At 63.2% G+C, this 15567-nt stretch carries 9 protein-coding genes; 6 read left to right on the top strand and 3 right to left on the bottom strand.

Annotation, left to right across the window (positions count from 1 at the left end; all coding sequences use genetic code 11):
• The first annotated feature begins 286 nt into the window (after positions 1 to 286).
• Positions 287 to 9508, top strand: a complete 9222-nt coding sequence (locus RIN13_RS13370) for a family 43 glycosylhydrolase (protein WP_309107829.1) — start codon at positions 287 to 289, stop codon at positions 9506 to 9508.
• 153 nt (positions 9509 to 9661) lie between these two features.
• Here RIN13_RS13370 and RIN13_RS13365 read toward each other — a convergent pair whose 3' ends face one another.
• Complete coding sequence (locus RIN13_RS13365) at positions 9662 to 10750, bottom strand: glycerophosphodiester phosphodiesterase family protein (RefSeq protein WP_309107828.1); 1089 nt, start codon at positions 10748 to 10750, stop codon at positions 9662 to 9664.
• A gap of 213 nt (positions 10751 to 10963) precedes the next feature.
• Here RIN13_RS13365 and RIN13_RS13360 point away from each other — a divergent pair, with 213 nt between their 5' ends.
• Together RIN13_RS13360 and RIN13_RS13355 are read left to right on the top strand one after the other, a co-directional pair.
• On the top strand, positions 10964 to 11830 hold the full coding sequence (locus RIN13_RS13360) for an alpha/beta hydrolase (RefSeq protein WP_309107827.1): 867 nt from the start codon (positions 10964 to 10966) through the stop codon (positions 11828 to 11830).
• Positions 11831 to 12205: 375 nt separating this feature from the next.
• Positions 12206 to 12802: a hypothetical protein gene (locus tag RIN13_RS13355; protein WP_309107826.1), complete on the top strand. Its 597-nt coding sequence runs from the start codon at positions 12206 to 12208 to the stop codon at positions 12800 to 12802.
• A gap of 64 nt (positions 12803 to 12866) precedes the next feature.
• Here RIN13_RS13355 and RIN13_RS13350 read toward each other — a convergent pair whose 3' ends face one another.
• Positions 12867 to 13190 carry a hypothetical protein gene (locus RIN13_RS13350; RefSeq protein WP_309107825.1) on the bottom strand — a complete coding sequence of 108 codons (324 nt, stop codon included), beginning with the start codon at positions 13188 to 13190 and terminating at the stop codon, positions 12867 to 12869.
• 218 nt (positions 13191 to 13408) lie between these two features.
• Here RIN13_RS13350 and RIN13_RS13345 point away from each other — a divergent pair, with 218 nt between their 5' ends.
• The 3 genes from RIN13_RS13345 to RIN13_RS13335 all read left to right on the top strand — a co-directional run bounded on the left by RIN13_RS13345 (position 13409) and on the right by RIN13_RS13335 (position 15040).
• On the top strand, positions 13409 to 13981 hold the full coding sequence (locus tag RIN13_RS13345; RefSeq protein WP_309107824.1) for a hypothetical protein: 573 nt from the start codon (positions 13409 to 13411) through the stop codon (positions 13979 to 13981).
• Positions 13982 to 14048: 67 nt separating this feature from the next.
• Positions 14049 to 14627 (top strand): alpha/beta hydrolase, encoded by a 579-nt coding sequence (locus RIN13_RS13340; RefSeq protein WP_309107823.1) that lies wholly within the window; start codon positions 14049 to 14051, stop codon positions 14625 to 14627.
• A gap of 8 nt (positions 14628 to 14635) precedes the next feature.
• On the top strand, positions 14636 to 15040 hold the full coding sequence (locus RIN13_RS13335; protein ID WP_309107822.1) for a hypothetical protein: 405 nt from the start codon (positions 14636 to 14638) through the stop codon (positions 15038 to 15040).
• Here the strand turns inward: RIN13_RS13335 and RIN13_RS13330 are convergent.
• The gene (locus RIN13_RS13330) at positions 15034 to 15531 is read right to left on the bottom strand and encodes a DinB family protein (protein WP_309107853.1); all 498 of its coding nucleotides are present in this window, start codon (positions 15529 to 15531) and stop codon (positions 15034 to 15036) included. The two genes, RIN13_RS13335 and RIN13_RS13330, sit on opposite strands and share 7 nt — an antisense overlap.
• Positions 15532 to 15567: the final 36 nt, after the last annotated feature.

The following is a 15567-nucleotide window of genomic DNA, read 5'->3' as shown; positions in this document are numbered from 1 at the left end:
CAACCAGTCGTCGAACAGATGCAGGCTCCCGAATAAAGGGAGCCTGCATCCGCTTTACAACCCGTTGCTTCGCCTCAGTGTCGATTGCGCCGTTGCCCTGTGTGGACGGGCGCGTAACAATCGCAGCGGTTACCCCTTCACTCCCGCAACTTTGCGACTGGCTATTGCCTAAAGCTCCCGTGCGCTCTAAAGTTCCAACTTGTGAGCGCTCACATCGCTCGATCCGTCACAGCGCAAGCTACGTCCCCAAATGCCCTGGGCGGGAGTCAAACACAGAGGAGTGTCCATGACAACGAGCGGTACTTGGCTTCGGGTGGCTTCCACCATCGCTACTTTTTGCATTGCATCCACCTTGGTCATCGTGCCGGCGCAACCCGCGCTCGCCGTCGCGCCTGAGGACGCCGCCGCAGTGCAGGCGGCAGCCAGCGCCCTCGCTGTAACCAACATCAACGATGTCCGCGGTAACCTCACTCTGCCGGCGGCAGGCGCGGAAGGTACCTTGATCGCGTGGGCCTCCGAAGACAGTGCGGTGGTTGACCCGAGCGGCGTCGTGCACCGTCCCGCCACCGGCCAGGCAACCGACGAAGTTACCCTGACCGCCACGATCACCAGGAACGACGCGTCCACCACGAAGACGTTCAACGCCGTGGTCCCCGCCCTCCCGGAGACGCCGAAATTCGAGGCGTACATGTTCCCTTACTTCACCGGCGACTCCATCGCCGGTGAGAAGATCTACTTTGGCGCCAGCAACGGCAACGATGCCCGCAACTGGCTGACTCTCAACGGTGGCCAGCCGGTGAAGACCTCCACCATGGGCACCAAGGGCCTGCGCGACCCGTTCATCGTCCGCTCCCCGGAGGGCGACAAGTTCTACATGATTGCCACTGACCTCTCGATCGGCAGCGGCACCACCTGGGACGCCTCGCAGCGTCAGGGCAGCCAGTACATAGAGATCTGGGAGTCCACGGACCTCGTGAACTGGTCGGATCAGCGCCACGTGAAGGTGTCCCCGGACAACGCCGGCAACACCTGGGCACCCGAGGCATATTACGACGTCACCCTCGGCGAATACGTCGTTTTCTGGGCCTCGAAGCTGTACACCACCGCTGACCACAGTGAGGGCCAGCCGAACCAGATGCTCTACGCCACCACCCGGGACTTCGTGACGTTCAGCCCGGCCAAGGTCTGGCAGAACACTGGCAAGTCCAGGATCGACAGCACAGTGATCGCCGAGAACGGCACCTACTACCGGTTCACCAAGGACGAGGCCCAGGCAAGCGGCTGCCTGGACATCATGCAGGAGCACTCCACCAGCCTCACCGCCGTGACCACAGTTACCTCCGCGACCTCTGATACCTGGAAGCTCGACGCCACCTGCATTGGCAAGAACGCCGGCACCGCCGCCGTCGAAGGCCCCACCGTGTTCAAGGCGAACGACGGCGACGTCAACGGCCCCGGCTACTACCTGTTCGTTGACGAATTCGGCGGCCGCAAGTACATCCCGCTTTTCTCCCAGAGCCTGCAGAACGCCAACTGGGCTGTCCCAGCCGGGTACTCGCTGCCTTCCCCGGCACCGCGGCACGGAACCATCATGCCCATCACTGCTGCCGAGCAGAAAGCACTTATGGGCGCCTACCTGCCCAAGGCGACGTCCGTTGCCGAGGTGAAGACAGCCGCCGTCGTCGGAACCCCCGCAAAACTGCCCCGCACCGCGACCGTGACGTTTGCTGACAACAGCACCCGGGATCTCGCCGTCACCTGGAACGCTCCGGCACCCGCTGACTACTACACCCGCGAAGGCAACGTCACCGTGACCGGAGCAGTCACGGGCACGGATCTGACCGCCACCGCCATCATTTCGATGATCCCCGCGGGCAGCGACACCCTGCTCCACTACGACTTCTCAAAGGTCACCGGCACCGTTGTGCCGGACTCGTCTCCCTGGGGACGTGACGGTGCAATCAAAGGTACCGGCGCCACTGTCGCCGGCAACGTCCTGACCCTCCCCGGCGGCGCTGCCAACAGCACCGCCGCCTACGTGCAATTGCCCACGGGTACCTTCGACGGCCAGAACACACTGACGATTTCCGCCTGGCTCAAGAACGAGACGGCCTCCGGAAACTACGCCGCCATGTTCTTTGGGGGAGCGAACAACCCGCCAAGCCAGTACTGGCTGCTGAATCCGCGGAACTCCCAAAGCCGGTTCAAATCCGTGATCACCAACGGCAACAGCACCTCCGCGCCGTGGGGAACCGAGGCCGGCATCTCGCCGACCAACGCCGCGCAGGGCATCGCCGGGCCTGTTACGGACAATTCCTGGGGCCTGTACACAACAGTGATTGAACCCAACCAGATCACCGGGTACTTCAACGGCACCAAGATCGGAACCGTTGCGACCACGCGGAAGGTGAGTGACTTCGGAACCAGCCTGGTCTCCTACATCGGCCGTTCGTCCTACCCGGACCCCTTCTACAAGGGCGGGGTCAAGGACGTCCTCGTGCACAGCACCGCGAAGACAGCAGAACAGATAAAGGACTACTACTTGAGCACGGTGGATCCGGCAGTCGTTGACGCTGCCCTCCAGGCAGATGCCGACGCCATCAATCTGGGCCCGACTCAGGTAACGGGCAACCTCACCCTCCCCACGAGCGGCGCCAAGGGATCGGCCATCAGCTGGGCATCGTCTGATCCTGCCGTCATCTCCGTCACCGGCCAGGTCACGCGCCCCACCGACGCCGACGCTGCCGTCACGCTCACAGCAACCCTTACGCTCGGCACCAAAACCGTCACCCGCCAGTACCAGCTGACGGTTGTGGCCCAGAACCCGGTAGCCGACCTTACCCTCGCAGCCAAGCGCTACGTGCTCCGGCCCACCATCGTCTCGGGGACAACGCTGCCGGCTGCCCAGGCCGGACACACCGTCGCTTACAGCACCGGCACCGCCGGGGTTTCCGTCACCGGCAACGTGCTGCGCACCAGCGGTAGCGCCCCCGTGACTGCCAAGGTCACCCTGACGCTTCGGTCCGCAGATGCTTCAGCTGACGCCCAGGTCACCAAGGAGTTCACCGTGACCGTCCTGCCTGAACAACTGGCCAGGTACGTTCTGAGCTACGAACGCGCAGTGGTGGACACCGCAACCTACAGCGGAAAGCTCGCGTACTCCATGCACCTCGGCCTGGGCACCACAAGCGGTGACCTCAAGGCCCTGAACGACAACTACGGGATCCTGTTCGCGAAGGCGGCCCCCACCGGCTCGCTGGACATTCTCAGCACCCGCACGCTGCGGAACCCCTACGTCTTCCAGTTGGACGCCGGCGGGTACGGGATCGTCGCGACCCGGGCACTGGACAACGGATCCGATGACTCCTCCGCCGCCAGCTCCCTGCTGTACTTCACCTCTCCGGACCTGAAAACCTACACGGAGGTCGGCCTGGTTGACCTTGGCGTCACCAGCGGTGTCAACAAGCCGAAGGCCGTATGGGACTCAGCCGCCTCGGCGTACCGGGTGGCCTGGACTGCCGACGACGGCACGGCTTACCACAGGTCGTTTGGGAGCCTCAGCATCCCCGGTAGCCGCGGTGACCTGGGGACCGGAACGCTGACCTTCGACGACGCCGCTGTCACCACAGCGATTCCCGGCGCCGCGCCGTCGAACGTCCTCCCGGTTACGGAAACCGTGGCCGCCGGACTCGGCACGAGGTACGGGCGGATCACCAACACTGCAGTCTCGGTTCCCAACCAGGAAGTCGAACGGAACTCGCGGCTGGATCTCAACGGGCTCGCCGCGGCGCTGGACTACTCCGACGGTTCTAAGGCCTCACGTCCCGTGGACTGGAGACCCGAGGATCTCGCCGCCGTCAACACTGCGGTACCCGGCCAGTACACAGTGCGCGGCACCGTGCGGCAGCGGGCCTACTCGAGTCCGTTCATCGGGGCCGAGGCGGATCCGGCCATCATCAAGTGGAAGGACAGTTTCCTGTTCATCGCCACCGACGACGCCAACGTCATCAACGCGAAGAACATGTACCTGCGCAAGGCCAGCACCATCGAGGGCCTGAAGACGGCGCCCGACCACTCGGTCGCTACAACGGGCGGCAGCGCAAACATTGCCGGCTGCTTCTGGGCCCCCGAGCTGCATGAGGTGGCCGGGGAACTCTACACCTTCTTCGCCCCGTGCATCGGGCAGGCCAGCTGGAACAAGGTGCAGGCTCACGTGCAGAAGCTCAAATCCGGCGGCGACCCCACGATCGCTGCCGACTGGGAGCCGGCCAGACAGGTTTTGAAGGCCGACGGTTCCCCGCTGCAACGCGACGCCAGCCACCCCGGTATCAGCCTGGACATGACCTACTTTGAGGACGGCGGTAAATCGTACGTCGCGTGGTCTCAGCGCTACATCGGCAGCCAGAACGGTGACGCGGAGATCTGGATCGCCACGGTCAACCCATCCGACCCGACGCGGTTGACCAGCGAGCCCAAGAAGCTGGTGACCTCGGAATACGGCTGGGACACGAACACCAGCAATGTCGCCGAAGGCCCCTTCGTCATCAAGCGCGACGGGAAAATTTTCCTCACTTACTCGGGCTCGAACGTCGACACCACCTACGCCGTCGGCCTGCTCACGGCATCTTCGGAAGTGGACCTGACCGAGCAGTCCAACTGGACGAAGGGCAACACTCCCGTCCTTAAGAGCGATCCTGCGATCGCCCAACTGGGTCCGGGCCACAACAGCTTCACCACTGACGAGGACGGCAACCTGGTGATGGTCTACCACGCCAAGTCCTCCAACACCTCCCTCCGGGACACCTACCTGCGCCGCGTGCACTGGGCAGGAGACGGACGTCCGGTCCTGGACATGAGCACCAGAGAGGAAGTGGCACCGGACAAGGCTGCCGTCAGCATCACCGTAACCGTGTCCTCGACCGGCCAAGCCGTTGCTCCGGCCGCTCCGGCCGCGCCCTCGCTGACAGTGGACGGGCCATCGGCCCTGACCGCTTCGTGGGTAAAGCCGGGCGACGGCGGCTCGCCGATCACCGGCTACAACGTGACCCTTTACAAGTCGGACGGCGCCGTCTACCGGACCTCCCGGGTGGATGCCTCCGTCACTTCCACCCGCTTCTCAGAGCTGGAAACCGGCAGCTACCAGGCAACGGTGGTGGCCACGAACGCCATCGGTGATTCCCCGGCGTCGGCAAAATCCTCGCCGGAGGTGGTGGGGCAGAAGCTGCTGGCCCGTTATGATTTCTCAGCTGTTGCGGGAACGTCTGTTCCTGATGCTTCGGGGAATGGCAGGGCGGCGACGATTATGGGTTCGGGCGCGACGGTCTCGGGTAAGGACCTGATACTGCCGGGTGGTTCCTCTACGAGCGGCGCGGCGCACGTGAAGCTGCCGACCGGGATGTTTGACGGCCAGAACACGCTGACAGTCTCGACATGGCTGAAGAACGAGACAGGGTCAGGGAACTACGCGGCGATGTTCTTTGGCTCAGCTGCCAACCCGCCAAGCCAGTACTGGCTGCTGAACCCGAGGAACCAGCAGGGGCTGTTCAAATCGGTGATCACTGACAGTTTGAACGCGTCGGCGCCGTGGGGCACCGAGGCCGGTATCTCCCCGACGACGGCGTCCAAGGGTGTTGCGGGTCCGGCGACGGGCACTGACTGGGCGCTGTACACGACCGTGATCAAACCCGGCTCTATCACCGGCTACTACAACGGGGTCAAGATCGGCACCGTTGCCACCACCCGGAACGTGAGTGAGTTCGGCTCTGGCCTGGTCGCTTACATCGGCCGGTCTTCATATCCGGATAACTTCTACAAGGGCGGGGTGCGGGACGTGTCGGTCTACAGCACGGCGCTTTCTGACACCGATGTGGCGAACGCTTTCTATGCGGGTTCGGATCCGGCGGTGGCGAAGGCTGCCCTGGATGCCGATGCTGCCTCGCTGAACCTGGGTCCGGAGACCATCGCCGCGGACCTGACGCTGCCGCAGACGGGGGCGAAGGGATCCAAGATCACCTGGTCCAGTTCGGACCCGGCGCACCTGGACGCGAACGGCAAGGTCACCCGGCCCGCCACCGAGGACGCCACGGTCACGTTGACCGCGACCCTGGAACTCGCAGGCCAGAGCACCACCCGCACCTTCACCTTCACCATCCTCGCGAACACTCCGCAGAAGGACCTGAAACTGGCGGCGGACTCCTACAACCCGGCCATCGGCGTCGTGACGGAGGACATCAGCCTCCCCATGGCCGTCGGGAACGTGACTGTCTCCTGGGAATCCTCGAACGCCCAGATACTTTCAACCGAAGGAAAGGTCACCCGGCCGTCCAGCGACGCGTCGCTGGTGCTGACGGCAACGTTCGCTGCTAATGGCCTGACCGAAGTGCGCAACTACACCGTAAAGGTGCTGGCAGCGGACGCCGGACGGATCGGCACGTACATCCAGTCGGGCAACACTGCGCGCACCGATTCACTGCACCTTGCTTCCCAGAACGCAGACGGAGGCGTTTACACAGGCCTGAACAACGGCCGTGCGGTGCTCTACCCGACCCTCGGGGCAGTGAAGTTCGGTTCACCCACGCTGTTCCGGAAGGTTGACGGGTCCTTCGGCCTCGTGGCCACGGTGGACAGCAACTCCTCGTCCATCTACGTCTATGACTCGGCGGACCTGACGGCGTTCACGGGGGAGCGGCTGGTCGCTTTCAACAGCAGGAACCTGGCCGCCAAGTCCGTCGCGGTGAAGTACGACAACAGCATCGCGGCGTACCGCCTGACGTTCGTGGCACTCGTCGACGGTAAGACGTACCAGGTCACCACGAAGGACTTCACCTCCTTCACGGCCCCTGTTGAGGTACCGGCTGTGCCCGCACCAGGTCAGGGTACGTTCCCCCCGGGAGCCCTTGAGCCGTCGTCCATCGGGCTGACCAAGGGTGAATATGACCGGGTCATCGCCAAGTACAGCCGCCTCTTCAATACAGGCGTTGCTCCGTTCAGTGATGTAAAGCTCGACGGCGGTGCGCCGCTTACGCTGCCCACGACGTCGGACGTGCAGTACAACAACGGCTCCACCACCAAGATGGGCGTGCAGTGGAACGCTGACGATGTTGCCGCCGTCGAATCCGGAAAGCCCGGAACGTACACGGTCAACGGCACGGTCCAGCGGCCCACCTATCCGGAGAAGCTTGTTGCACAGCGGGCCGATCCGGACGTGATCAAGGGCGATGATGGATACTACTACTTCACCGCTTCCTATCCGATGGTGGGCAGCGGGGATCCGGAGGGCTACGACCGCGTGACCCTGCGCCGGGCGACGACCATCGCAGGGCTGGGCACCGCACCCGAGGTCACCATCTGGGACGAGAACACCTCCGCCTTGAACCGGTACATCTGGGCGCCGGAGCTGCACAAGGTGGGCGACAGCTGGTACGTGTTCTTCACGGCCAGCATCGACAGCAGTGTGTGGAGCATCCGGCCGGTGGTGCTGAAGCTTGACGGCGCCGACCTGATGGATCGCAGCAAGTGGAGTGAACTGGGCCGGATGAAGCCCGCGGCCGGTGACACGGAGGCCTTCCGCGGCTTCTCCCTGGACATGACGTACTTCGAGAACGCCGGCAAGCATTATGTGGTGTGGGCCGAAAAGCCAGGCGCCTCCAACCTGCGGATGGCCACCATCGATCCCGCCGATCCCTCGCAGCTGACCAGCAAGTCGATCCTGCTCTCCACGCCCACCATGGCGTGGGAGAAGAACGCTGGCCAGTCGGTGGATGAGGGCCCGGCCGTGATCAAGAAGGATGGAAAGGTGTTCCTCACCTTCTCTGCGGCCACCGTGGACGCGGCCTACTGCATCGGGTTGCTGACGGCTGCCGAGGGCGCTGATCTGATGAACCCGGCCTCGTGGACCAAGAACCCGTATCCGATCCTGACCACTGCGGACGTACCCGGCCAGGCAGGCCCCGGCCACAACTCCTTCACTGTGGACGAGTACGGAAACCCGGTCATTGTCTTCCACTCTCGGACTGTCGGAGAGGTGTCCGGTCCGGGCGACAAGGGCGACGGAGGCCTGTTTGATCCAGGGCGGCATGCCAGGGCAGCAACGGTGCACTTCGGTTTTGACGGCCAGCCGGTCTTCAACATGACGGCAGCCGAGGAACTGGCTGATGCGCACAAGAATGTGCAGGTCAAGGTTGTGGTTTCGGATTCGGCAGCGCCGGCACTGACCGTGACGGTTTCCCCTGACGCGCCTGATGGGACCAACGGGTGGTGGAAGTCGATTGTGAATGTGTCGGCAACTGCCACCGATGACAGTGGTGTGGCGCCGCGGATAGAGGTGAGCCGCGATGGCGGCGTGACCTGGGACGTATTCGCTCCGCTGGTGCTGGCTGATGGAAGTCCTTCCTTGCAGCTCCGCGCAGTGGACGCCGCGGGCAACGTGTCCGCCGTCGTGGAGCGGGCCTTCAAGATCGACCGTATGGTTCCGTCAGCGTCGGCAGTGGTGGACGCTGCTGCCCGGAAGGTCACACTCTCCGGCGCTGACGCGGAGCCAGGGTCCGGTGTGGCCGGCCTGGAGTATCGGGTTGACGGTGCCGAGGCGTGGACGCCAGCGGCAGGTGCAGGAGCTGAAGTCACTGTTGGTGCAGATGCGGCCACCGTTGAGTACCGTGCGGTGGATGCTGCGGGCAACGTGAGCGCAGCACAGTCAGCGCTGGTGCCGGCAGCCGCCGTCGCTAAGGCAACTGTGACTTTGACGTCGGCTGCCCAGCCGTCGGCCGAGGGCTGGTATGCCAAGGACGTGACGGTGACCGTCACAGCGCCGTCAGGTTCCGTCGCGGAGTACCGTCTGGACGGCGGGGCCTGGCAGTCCGCGGCGCAGCCGTTCACCATCTCCATCAGCGGACCGCATACCGTTGACCATCGCCTGCTGAAGAACAACGTGGTGGTTGACGGGTCTGCCGGCAGTGCTTCGGTGAAGATTGACAAGATCACGCCCACGACGACGGCACTCACCACCCCGGAATCGGCTGTGGGAACGCCCCGGAACCCGGTGAGCGTGCTCTTCTCGGCGAGGGACACGTTGTCCGGCATCGCCAGGATCGAGTACAAGGTGAACCAGGGCGCCTGGGCGAACGTCGCGGCGGGTGACCCCGTGAAATTCTCCGCGGTGGGTGACTATGTGGTGAGCTACCGGTCCTTTGACGAGGCCGGCAATGCCGACAAGATCCGCACCCTCACAGTGAAGATCACGGCCGATGTGGCGCCGTCGTTGAAGGCAAGTGCCGACAGAATCAAACCCGGCGGTGTGCTGACGTTCACGGTGGCCGGTTTCGACAGGTGGGACAAGGTGGTCCTGAACAACGGAGCCACCATCCTTGGCACTGTGTTGACCGATGACAAGGGCTCGGCGAAGGTCACCCTGACCATCCCCGCGAACACCCCGGCAGGCGAGGCAACCATTACTGCCAAGGGATCGGACGGGGATCCGTCGGCCACTGTGAAGGTCACTGTAAAGAAATAGAAGCTAAGTGGTCTCCACAAAGCGGGTCAGTCTAGAAGCGGGCTGACCGACACAAAAGGCGGGCCTGCTGCAGTTTTGCAGCAGGCCCGCCGTCGTACTCCTGATTCTTGAGCGGTGAAGTCCTCAGCAGTTCGGTCTTAGGCGGTGCCGCCTCTAGGCGGTGGCTCCATACGCCTTCGGCAGCTTCAAGCCGCGCTCGTCCATGAGGGTGCGCAGGCGGGTGGGGTAATCGGTGATGATGCCGTCCACGCCCAGGTCCATCAGCCGCACCATGTCGGCGGTGGTGTTTACCGTCCACGGGATAACGGGCAGGCCCAGCTGGTGGGCGTCGGCGATCATGTCCCGGGTGACGGAGCGGAAAGCGGGAGAGATGACGTCGTAACCCTGGGCGGCTGCCGCCTTGGCAAGTGAGCCGTCGTAGTCGTCGATGTCGAGGCCGCCCAGGTTGGGGCTGGCGCCGGGCTTCCCGACCTCGAGCCAGGCATCGCCGCTGGACAGGGCAACAAGAGGAAGGTCCGGCGCGATCTTTTTGGTGAGGTTGAGCGAGGACCAGTCGAAGGATTGCAGGGTGGTGCGCTCCGCCATGCCGGCCTTGTAGATTTCCGTGACAACGGCCTTGGTGAGGGCCACCATGCCCTCGCCGCCGGCCTTGCCGTCTTCCACCTTGGTCTCGACGTTGAAGCGGACCTTTTCGGCGTCATAGTCCCGGGCCAGCTGGTAGACGTCCTTGAGCTCGGCAATCCGGTTGTCCTCGATCACGTCCTGTTCCGGGTACCCGGCGAGCTGGGCGTACCCGCAGTTCAGTGTTTTCACCTGGGCGAGGGACAGTTCCGCCACGCGGTCGCCGACGTACGGGAACTCGGCGTCGCCCGTCACTGCGGGGGCCGTGTCGATGCACTTGTTGGCCTGAATGGTGTCGTCGTGCCAGACGACCACCTTGCCGTCCTCGGTCAGGTGGGTGTCCAGCTCCAAGGTGGTCACGCCCAGCTTGAGGGAATTGGCAAACGCTGCGAGTGATTCCTCGGTCCACTCCCCGCGGCCGCCACGGTGGGACTGCAGGTCGAAGGAGCCGTTGCGCTCGTTGGTTTTAATGGCAGACGGGTTTCCGGAAGCGTCCGACGTCCGAAAGTTCGACGACGGCGCCTCCGTTGCCGGGGCGGCGACGGCGGGACTTGCGAGTGCACTGGTTGCCAAGGAGGCGATGAAGGCGGCGGCTGCCGCGGCGGTCAGGACTTTTCGCATTGGAAGGGTTCCTCCTGGTGGACGGTTCGCCGTCGGTCTCCGGCGACCTCTCCACAGTAGGAAGGCCGGATGGACTCCCGCTCGCGGGAAGTTGGCCCTGAGGTTAACGGAAGATTCGCGCACAGCCCCAACCTGCCCGGAACAGGGGAGATCTGAAGGCGATACGGTGGCATGCTTTATGTGTCGAAGTCGAACTCAACAGGGGAGGGAACCATGACTGATTCCGCTGCGGCCGTTCTGCACGACGGCACCACTATTCCCATCACACTGCACGGCGGTGGACCTGCACTTCTGGTGCCTGCGCGTCTCGAGCCATACCCGCCCGCGGAAGCCGAGACCATGCGCCTGTGGGGCGGAGATCCGGATCTGGGACCCAATTTGGTCAATGGGCTAGCGGGATGGAACCGGGTGATCGTGGCCGACTATGAAGGTCACCGGATGGCGCACCCGGCACCGGAAACCCTCACGCCAGCGAACGTCGCGGCAGACCTTCTAGCCATAGCTGACGCCGCCGGTGCCGACGTCTTTGGCTACTACGGATATTCCTGGCTGGCGCTCAGCGGGTTGCAGCTGGCAATTCGAACGGACCGTCTTCGGGCGCTCGCCATGGGCGGCTTCCCGCCGCTGGGCGGACCCTACAAGAGCATGTTGGCGGTCACGTTGGCCGCGCATTCGGCGTCGACCAGCCAGGAAAGCGATCCGGGTGCAGCTCCGGCTCTTGACGCAGAGCCGGGGGACTGGGATTCCGCCGGCATTCAAACAGATCCCGCTCAAACCCAACAGTTCGTTACCCTCTACGAGGCCCTTCAGGACTTCGACGACTCCGCTGCTGCAGTCCCGCGGGATTTGCGGCGGCTCGCCTTCGCGGGCGCAGAGGACCGGATCGATTACGGGCCGAAATGGGGCGGCGTTCAGGTGAGGATAGGTGATCCCTTGACTGAGCACCAGAGTGCGCTTACCGAGGCCGGCTGGGACGTGCAGGTACTTCCGGGCCTCGATCATTTGGGTGCGATGGAGAGTTCAGTTGTGCTTCCCATACTGTCCAAGTGGCTACAGAAGGTGGGCTGGGTGCGGGATTAGAATGACCGGCCACCGCTTCGCCCCAGGAGGAGAAATGTGGGTTGATGATCGAGGGGAAGCATAGCGGGCCGGTGATAAGGCTCCTCCAACTCTGGTGCCAAAGGCGCCCTGAGAGTACCGTTCTTCCCATCAGAAAACTCCGCTGAACTGGGCTCCGGACACATTATTCGTGTGGAGGTGCCCCTGTGAGCACTGGCGGAGCGGCATCACAGCCGAGTCCCAGAACTGCCGGCATGCCTCTGCGTGATGCTTCTGACATCACATCCACTCAACTACGCCGTCCTGACGCCTGTGCGCATCACGGCAAGGGTGGGCGTAAGCAACGAACAGACAATCTTGGCTCGCTGCTGCGGGCCACCATTTGAGGAGGATGCAATGAAGCACAAGGTACTCGCCGCCTTGGGAGCAATGATCTCTGCTATCGGACTCTCAGTCGCATCGGCTGGCCCTGCATCAGCAAAGCCACTTGAGCACGACCATTTCGTGGATTCCGGCAGTGAAATTGCGCAGCTGGCGGATCCGCTGTTCTGCGCTGGAGTCGTAGGCTTCCCTGTGTTGCACGAGTGGAATGCCGAAGGACTGTTCCACTTTGTCGTGCACGGTGACGGCCTCGCTTACGGAGGGGGTCCGTTCCGGGCCACCGATGTGTGGACGAACACGCTCAACGGTAAGACCTTCACTATCACTGTCGCCGGTCAGAGTCGGGACCACAAGGTAACCGACAACAACGACGGCACTTTGACGATCGAGTTTGCTGACACGGGTGTACAGAAGGTCTACGGGCCGGATGGGGATCGGCTGTTCATGGACACAGGGCTTGTCAGGGCTGAGGTTCTTATTGACCACGCTGGCACGCCAGCTGACCCCGTCGACGACCAGTTCATCAGGTTCCTCGGCGAGACGGCCGTTCATGGGCAGGCGGATACGTTGGGACGCGACTTCTGTGAAGACCTGGTCACCTTCATCGGATGACGGGTCCAACCGCAGCGGTGGCCCTGCTTGATCGGCGGGCCACTGCCGTGCAGGCAACGTCGATCTATGGGTTTTGCTCCCAGTGGATCCGGATGGCCTCGGCAACCGGACCGCTGGCTGCATCCACGCGGAAGGCCACCGGCGCTGTTCCTGTCTCTTCAATGACGGCGTCCCGGTACACCCGGCCACACTTAGGGCACAGGGTGTAGATGTCCTCATCTTCGGGCCATTCGGCCAGTCCGGCGGGTACGGGGGTGCTGTCGTCACCGTGAACAGGGATGCCTTCTGAGTTGGCCTGGATCAGGCCCTCGCCGTCGACCGTGTTCCCGCAGAGGCAGATGATGGTGGTGACATCATGACCAGTGACATCTGCATATTCAGTCTCCATGATGTGCTCCCGGGCGATGGAAGAAGACGTTAACTCCTAGTTTATGTGTCCCTTGCCAGCAGCCGCCGATTGCCCTTCATTACGTGTTGACTGCATGCCGCGGCAGGGCCACCATATGAGCAATTGTTTCCTGGTCTCCCGATGAATTGAGGGCAGCCATGACCCTTGGAAATTCCCAGGACCGGACGACGAGTAAGCAAATTCTCCGGTGGACTGGAATGGCTGCACTACTTGGCGGGGTGCTCTGTGGCCTGGCCGCCTTGTTGCATTCCTTTGAGCCCATCGGATGTATTGGTCCGGAGTGCGATACCCGGCCAATGCGCGTAGCCACCGGCATGGTTCCGGTTATTTCTCCGGTGGCAACAATCCTGATACTGATCGGGATCGCCGGTCTGACGTGGCTGGCCCGTCAAGCCGGCCGCTACAAGAATCTGGGCAATGCAGGAGTGATCTGCGCAGTTGCCGGCCTCGCTGTGTTGTTCCTGAGCGGACTCATCCAAGCCATTTTCTTCAATGGCGATTCTCCCTGGATGCCATTCTTCGTGATTTCAGGGATCCTGGCTGTCATTGCCGGCTTCGTGCTTGTAGCTCTGTTCATTCTCCGTTCCGGAGTGCTCCCTCGCTGGCTTGGCCTTTTCCTCCTTGTGAGCAGCGTGCTTCTCTTGGCGGCCAATGAGCAGACGGTAACGGTTCTCCTGGCAATACCCTTTGGCTTGGCAGTGGCCACTGTCGGGGTTTATATGTGGAGGGTGAGGGACCGTCTGAATACTTCTGCCGAGGCGGCACGCTGAACCGATACTTCGAAACCGAAGTAAATCTTCCTGAAAACTGCTGAGGATGCTTTTTTGGAGGCCGGACATGATTTCGGAAGCTTCATCCACCCTGATCCACACAACGCTTGGTCCACTGATGGTCCGGCGCGCCGGCAGAGGCGCTCCAGCGCTCTTGTGGCACAGCCTTTTTGTTGATTCGAGAACTTTCGACGGCGTCGTGGAGGAGTTGGGCCGGCAGCGCGAGCTGTTCATGGTGGACGGCCCGGGGCACGGTGACAGCCCTGGGCCGCACAATCGCTATTCCTTGGAGGACTGCGCCACCGCTGCTGCCCAAATCCTGGATGCCCTGGGCATTTCGACGCCGGTGGACTGGGTGGGCAACGCTTGGGGCGGCCATGTAGGGATCTCCGTGATGCTGCACCGACCTGATCTCCGCCCGGTCCTGCCCCGTCTGCAGGTCCCCACCCTGATGCTGGCGGCCAGGGATGATTCGCTAAACGATCCGAAGGAAGCGGAGCGAGCAGCGCGGACCGTCCCGGACGGACGCTTTGCCCGGGTCTCCGGTGGGGGCCACGTGGCTCCTCTTCTCATTGCACCGGCTGAAGTAGCCCAACATATCCTGACGTTCTGGTCGGCCAACCGGAACCGTCAATCGGCGGCATGAATCAGTCAATGCGGGACTTGGTTGTGCCCGCGGTAGCCGGGATTGGCTGGGCCGGGATGTTCGCTCATAATCTCGCTGAGTTGCCCGGGCATGGTTTTCTAAGCCCGGAATCGCTCATCCCTTTCCTGATTACTGCCCTGCTGGTGGCCGGATGGTTCGCGCCGATCCGGCGCGGGACGACAATAGCCATGCTGGTCTGGGGCCTGCTGCATTTCGTTGGCGGTGGTGTGCTCAGCGTCCTGCCCTTGCCGTTCCTCCCGTTCGCTCCAGAGCAAACCGTCAGCCACTATCTGTTCCACGGTATTTACGCCCTGGCCCAGCTGCCCCTCATCTTTGGCGCCTTGGCATGGCTCCGCTTACCTGATCGCGTGGACAGCGCCAGCACGGCAGGCCCAACTGAAACTGGCTACTGATCCAAGAGCTGCTCGCGCAGAATGTCCGCATGCCCGCAATGCTGCGCAAATTCACGGATCGAATGGAGGTACATCCAGCGCAGGGGGAGCGGGCCGCGCCGGTTGCCATGGAGCAGGTCGTCGAGGCCGAGTGAGGCAGCCAGTAGGCGCGATGCTTCGCAGGCCTCCAGGTGTGCCTGCCGGACGGTGGCGATGGTGTCGCAGTCGTCGAGAATAAACGACTCGTCGGGAGTGGCGGGGATGCCGATCTCGGCCCGGGGCCGGCACGTGATGGCTTCGTCGAACAGGACCTTCTCAACAAATGTCGCGTGCTTCACCAGACCCAGCAACGTGGTCCGGGACGGCACCAGGGAGCGGCGAGCCTGCTCCTCCGTCAGCCCGTCGAGGCAGGCGTTGAGCGCGTTGCGGTGTTCGTCGAGAAACGCCTCGAACTGGGCGCGCGCTGGCTGGTTGATGACGTCGTCGGCGGCGGCGACGGGGAGGGAAGACATGCGTGAAGTATGCCAATGCTCCGGGCCGGGAGCAAT

This window comes from Arthrobacter sp. (assembly GCF_031179985.1).
In the GTDB taxonomy this organism is placed as follows: Bacteria; Actinomycetota; Actinomycetes; order Actinomycetales; family Micrococcaceae; genus Arthrobacter.
The sequence above is the reverse complement of the archived record's forward strand: the minus strand, read 5'-3'. Positions and strand labels throughout refer to the sequence as shown.